General features: G+C 49.5%; 4 protein-coding genes. 2 read left to right on the top strand and 2 right to left on the bottom strand.

Annotated features, from left to right (window positions below; all coding sequences use genetic code 11):
• On the bottom strand, positions 1-527 hold a 527-nt coding region (locus tag IQ235_RS18445; protein ID WP_264322877.1), incomplete at its 3' end, for a filamentous hemagglutinin N-terminal domain-containing protein.
• Between the two features lie 725 nt (positions 528-1252).
• Positions 1253-2242, bottom strand: coding sequence for a hypothetical protein (locus tag IQ235_RS18440; protein WP_264322876.1), 990 nt, complete (start codon positions 2240-2242; stop codon positions 1253-1255).
• 123 nt (positions 2243-2365) lie between these two features.
• Between IQ235_RS18440 and IQ235_RS18435 the strand changes: the two genes are divergently transcribed.
• The gene (locus IQ235_RS18435; protein WP_264322875.1) at positions 2366-2488 is read left to right on the top strand and encodes a hypothetical protein; all 123 of its coding nucleotides are present in this window, start codon (positions 2366-2368) and stop codon (positions 2486-2488) included.
• A gap of 470 nt (positions 2489-2958) precedes the next feature.
• Complete coding sequence (gene ilvB, locus IQ235_RS18430; RefSeq protein ID WP_264322874.1) at positions 2959-4794, top strand: biosynthetic-type acetolactate synthase large subunit; 1836 nt, start codon at positions 2959-2961, stop codon at positions 4792-4794.
• Positions 4795-5177: the final 383 nt, after the last annotated feature.

The raw sequence follows: 5177 nt of genomic DNA, 5'->3' as shown, positions 1-5177 counted from the left end.
GGGGAGTTGAAGGCAGATGGGGCGATCGATCTGTTGATGATGCTGCCGGGGTTTTCTCCAAATTGCAACCCCACCGGAACGTTAATGCTTAATAACGGCGATGCATTGGGTTCTGTAGCGCTGTAAAAACTGCCATCATCAAACACCACACTCTCTGCACTGCTGCCGAAAAAAGAACCCCCAATATCCAACTGGGCATTTTCCCCAAAAGCAATTCCTGCCGGGTTAATTAAAAATAGATTGGCCGCACCATTGGCGCGAATGAGTCCATCGATGTTGGATAGATTCCCTCCAGTGACGCGGGCAATAATGTTGTCGATGGTGAGGGCATTGTCGAAATAGGCAGTTCCCCCGGCAGGAACGTTGAATTCCCCGAGGCTGTGGAAGAGATTGCTGCCGGCTTCCATACCGCCAGAAATCCGTTGTAAGCCATCCTCCACGGTGACGGTGGAGTTGCTTGGCAGAGTGCTGTCAGGGACGATTTGGGCGGAGGCTTCCGCACAAAGCAACACAAGGAAAGCTATCAACGAAATCGGGAGTAATTCGTTTGCTATCCAGGGTGGATTCGACCTATGAATTGAAGAGGGAAAATGCATGGGATCTGTCAAGTTAGGATAAATAAGCTTGTCAGTTGATTCCGATAAATTGAGACAATTAATAAGAGAAGTTCCTTCATTAAATGTCAGATACAGTCACGATTAAATCGGTCGATCGATCGAACTTCGAGAAAAACATCTGTTTCAATGGGTTCGATCGTCGAGACTACTAAAAGTCGTCGAGATCGTTAATCGGTACTAACAAGATAGAGAAAAAGATTTTGACTCGATGATGAGGTAGATGCGAGATCGAGCAGAAGCTGTTGATTGTATATCAATATAAGGTCGTCAGTGTCATCAGCAAAATTACGGAAATCTTTAAAGTTTGGAACAAAGCCCAGCTTCTCGATCGAACTCATGCAGCCATCGAACGCAATTTTTAGAGAACTTCTAAGAATGCTTGAATTCAGTTCGATCGATCCCCTAGAGAATAGAAATAAAAAATACCCGATTTATTCAAGAAAAACCGGGAAATCTACGCTCTATATTTTTTTGTTTTTAATACGAGAAGCTTGTATTTGAGCTGTCGTCCATCGCGTTGCCGTTGTGGTAATCGACAATTAGCAATCGAGAAACATTGCGCTCTTCACCGATGCTTTCAGTAACGCCGGTTCGAACCACGGGGAAGAAGGGAGAACCTTCTCCAGAATTAATCGTTACAGAACGCCTTGCTCTCGAAGTGCGGATTGAATCGCTTCCAAGCGGCGCTTTTGGTCTCGTTTGAGCTTTGCCCAACTATTGCCAAAACCAGCCGCTTCCAAACTCTGGGTTTGGGGATTGACGTAACTGTACATCCTCGCGTTTAACAATGCGTCGAGTCCCTGAAGACCTTTCTCTCGCGCCTTGTTCAAATTGTCTGGAAAATGATATCCAGCCTGGGGAGATTGGTTGAGTAAATCCGCTGCCACCACTAGATCTAAGATCGAAAGATCGATCCCGCGGTCGCGCGCTTGGCGTTTAACTTGGGTCATTTGTCTTTTTAAGCGAGCAAGCTGTCGCAAATCCGCTTGTCGAGGAGTATTAGCACCATGCTGGTAGCTGAACGTTCCCAGATTTAAGGCTCCGTTACCGGGATCGCGATGACCCGCATATCGTTGGGTGGTTCCTCCGCTGGAGGTACGAGTTCCTTCTGCAACGCCGATGGCGACGGAACCAGCAGAATCTGGGGTTGCAAATAGCTTCAGCCAGCCATCGTCAGACTCGCTGTTGTTGGAGTTGGGGTAAAACAACGTTGGAGAGAATGTTTGTCCCGACTTCGTTTTGCTACCAACGCCTACCCACCGATTCCAATTTCCCAAGTCGATCGATATTTCTCCATTGGTTCGATTTAACCATGAGTTCGATGGGGAATTGGCTGTCCTACTGAGGGCTGTGGTGGTATAGAAATGTTCTGCCATACCGGCGATCGCCCAACTCGAAGCAGACTCCCAATCTCTATCCGAGGCAAACTCGTGCAGCAAGCTGCGATCGGTCTTGCGAGTTGAAGCTCTTGCTTTTTCTGGAGAGGTGACACTGTCACGAAATTCTCTGCGACCTCGTAAGGAGAGATTTTCTGCTTCTCCAGTCAGCCATTGACTCAAAGCGGCAACAATTGCAATGAGGGCCGTCGGAATAACAATTTTTGAGATGTGATTTGAAACAAACATCAAAACTAACTATCCATACACCCTATTCCATCTAACTAAAACGTTATTTTATTTCAGCGTGGAAGTCAAATTTTTAACGATCCCCGGTTTTTTGAACGGATTAAAACTCGATAATTCACGCTTATGAGAACCATAAATTTATTGATTCGAAAAACCGAATTTGAAGGTTCGGTTGACAGCTACACCCAATCGATCTCGCGGGCGATCGAGTTGAGTCTCAATACAGAAGACTTGCTGACTGGATGATTTTGACGCCTCGATCCCCAATGCCCTGAAAATATTCCCAGTGATATCTACAGTATTAAGATAATCTTGTCAACATTCAATAGATTGAAATTTTAAAACCTCCGAGTCTCTAACCCATTGACAAAAAGTGGGGATCGCATTTTTTGAACTCAAGTTGAAAGGCAAATATGACACTTTATCAACTGGTTTTAAAAATAGGATGGGAGAGGAGTGCCAACATTCATAGAGAGCTGGGGGAATACAGAGGGTACTAACAGTGTATGAACAAATTTTTAACGATCTCCCCATCTGCCCATCTCAAGACAATACGAGTAGAGCGATCTCGCCGGGATCTCCACAACCCATCGGCACAAATTTCTCAAAATGTTAAGAACTCAATCGTATTGAGAGATCGAGCTTGACCTATAATCTTAAATACGATTCACTAAAAGCTTCAGTTAATTCAGTTAAGTTCCAAGAGGTTCCCCGCCGTGCAACTGCAAAGAGTAGCGGCAAAGCGTGCAACAGGCGCATTTGCCCTGATCGATAGTTTAAAGCGCCACGGTGTCCGGCATATTTTTGGCTATCCCGGTGGCGCGATTCTTCCCATCTACGACGAGTTGTATCGGGCAGAAGCTCGGGGCGACGTACAGCATATCCTCGTCCGCCACGAACAAGGGGCATCCCATGCGGCCGATGGCTACGCCCGTGCCACCGGTGAAGTGGGCGTGTGCTTCGGAACCTCCGGGCCGGGGGCTACCAATTTGGTGACGGGTATTGCCACCGCCCACATGGACTCAATCCCCATGGTGGTTGTCACCGGACAGGTTCCACGCCCTGCCATCGGCACCGATGCATTTCAAGAAACCGATATCTTTGGGATTACCCTGCCTATTGTCAAGCATTCTTATGTCGTTCGCCAGCCCGAAGATATGGCGAAAATCGTCGCCCAAGCCTTTCATCTAGCGGCGACGGGACGACCGGGACCGGTACTGATCGACGTGCCCAAGGATGTGGGAGTTGAAGAATTTGACTACATCCCCGTAGAACCTGGGGATATCGAGATGCCGGGATATCGTCCCACTCTTAAAGGTAATCCCCGCCAAATCGACTTGGCCATCGAGTTACTCACCCAGGCACGGCAGCCGTTGATGTACGTCGGAGGTGGAGCGATCGCCGCTAACGCCCACGATCGAGTTCTCGAACTGGCGGAACATTTCCAAATTCCGGTCACCACGACACTGATGGGGAAAGGGATATTTGATGAAAATCACCCCCTGTCGGTGGGAATGTTGGGAATGCACGGCACGGCCTATGCAAACTTTGCCGTGAGCGAGTGCGATCTGCTCGTTGCCATCGGTGCGAGATTTGACGATCGGGTGACGGGAAAACTCGATGAATTTGCCTCCCGCGCTAAAGCGATTCATATCGATATCGATCCGGCAGAAGTGGGTAAAAACCGCGCTCCAGACGTGCCGATCGTCGGGGACGTTCGCAAGGTGCTAACGCAGCTCTTACAACGCTTGGCAGAAGCTCCCGTTCCGAAAAACGAAGAAAATACCCAAGGGTGGCGGCATCGGATCGATCGCTGGCGGGAAGATTATCCCCTCGTGGTTCCCCAACCCGATGATAGTATTTCGCCTCAAGAAGCGATCGTGGAATTGGCGCGCCTTGCCCCCAATGCGTTTTATACCACTGATGTGGGTCAACATCAAATGTGGTCGGCTCAGTTTCTCCGCAACGGTCCGAGGCAGTGGATTTCCAGTGCGGGTCTGGGAACCATGGGTTACGGTTTACCAGCCGCCATGGGAGTAAAAGTGGCTCTGCCCGATCGCCAAGTCGTCTGCATCAGCGGCGATGGCAGCTTCCAGATGAACTTACAGGAATTGGGAACCCTGGCTCAGTACGGCATCAATGTCAAAACGGTCATTCTCAATAATGGTTGGCAGGGCATGGTTCGTCAGTGGCAGGAGGCATTTTTCGGGGAGCGCTATTCCTCTTCCAATATGGAGGTGGGAATGCCTGATATCGAGTTACTGTGCAAAGCTTACGGACTCGAAGGAATTTTGGTGACCCGTCGGGAGGAACTCACCGAGGCGCTCGCCACGATGTTGGCGACCGATAAACCGATGGTGCTTGACGTGCGGGTGACCCGCAACGAAAACTGCTACCCGATGGTGGCACCGGGTAAGAGTAACGCCCAGATGCTCGGCTTGCCCGATCGTAAAACCCTCGAAAAAGCCACCGAATTGGTGTACTGCCCCAGTTGCAGTGCTAAAAACCCAGCCACTCATATCTTCTGTCCCGAGTGCGGCACGAAACTCTAGCAGTCTTTACCTAAAAGCAACGCGATTGCGGGTTCTCGACTTCGGGAACCCTTCTTTTTTCAACAGATCGATCGCACGGCGTGCTGGGTGGCTTTATTTTTCAGAGATTGCCTAACCTGGATTATTCATCAAACGCGCTCACTCCCGATCGTGAGCGAACCTCACGCAAACAGACTGTTGTTCGGGTAAATTACCAATCTGCTTGCTAGGCAAGGCGATGGCACGATTTTCGTCGAACCTTAGGAATAATGCAGGCTAAACTCCGGGAGTTGGGAAGCTGCGGGAAACGCGATCGGTTAGGGCTTGCAGCGCCTCCGATATCTTGACGGGAGGTGGGGCGGGTTGATGGAGATCGCGGGCTGAGGATGCAAGAGATGCCACAG

The organism is Zarconia navalis LEGE 11467, assembly GCF_015207075.1.
Lineage (GTDB): Bacteria > Cyanobacteriota > Cyanobacteriia > Cyanobacteriales > Geitlerinemataceae > Zarconia > Zarconia navalis.
This window is presented reverse-complemented; position numbering and strand designations above follow the sequence as displayed.

Bases quoted from the DNA above. Each gene is read 5' to 3' on its own strand.
- IQ235_RS18435 (WP_264322875.1), top strand. From the start codon at position 2,366: ATGAGAACCATAAATTTATTGATTCGAAAAACCGAATTTGAAGGTTCG.
- IQ235_RS18440 (WP_264322876.1), bottom strand. From the start codon at position 2,242: ATGTTTGTTTCAAATCACATCTCAAAAATTGTTATTCCGACGGCCCTC.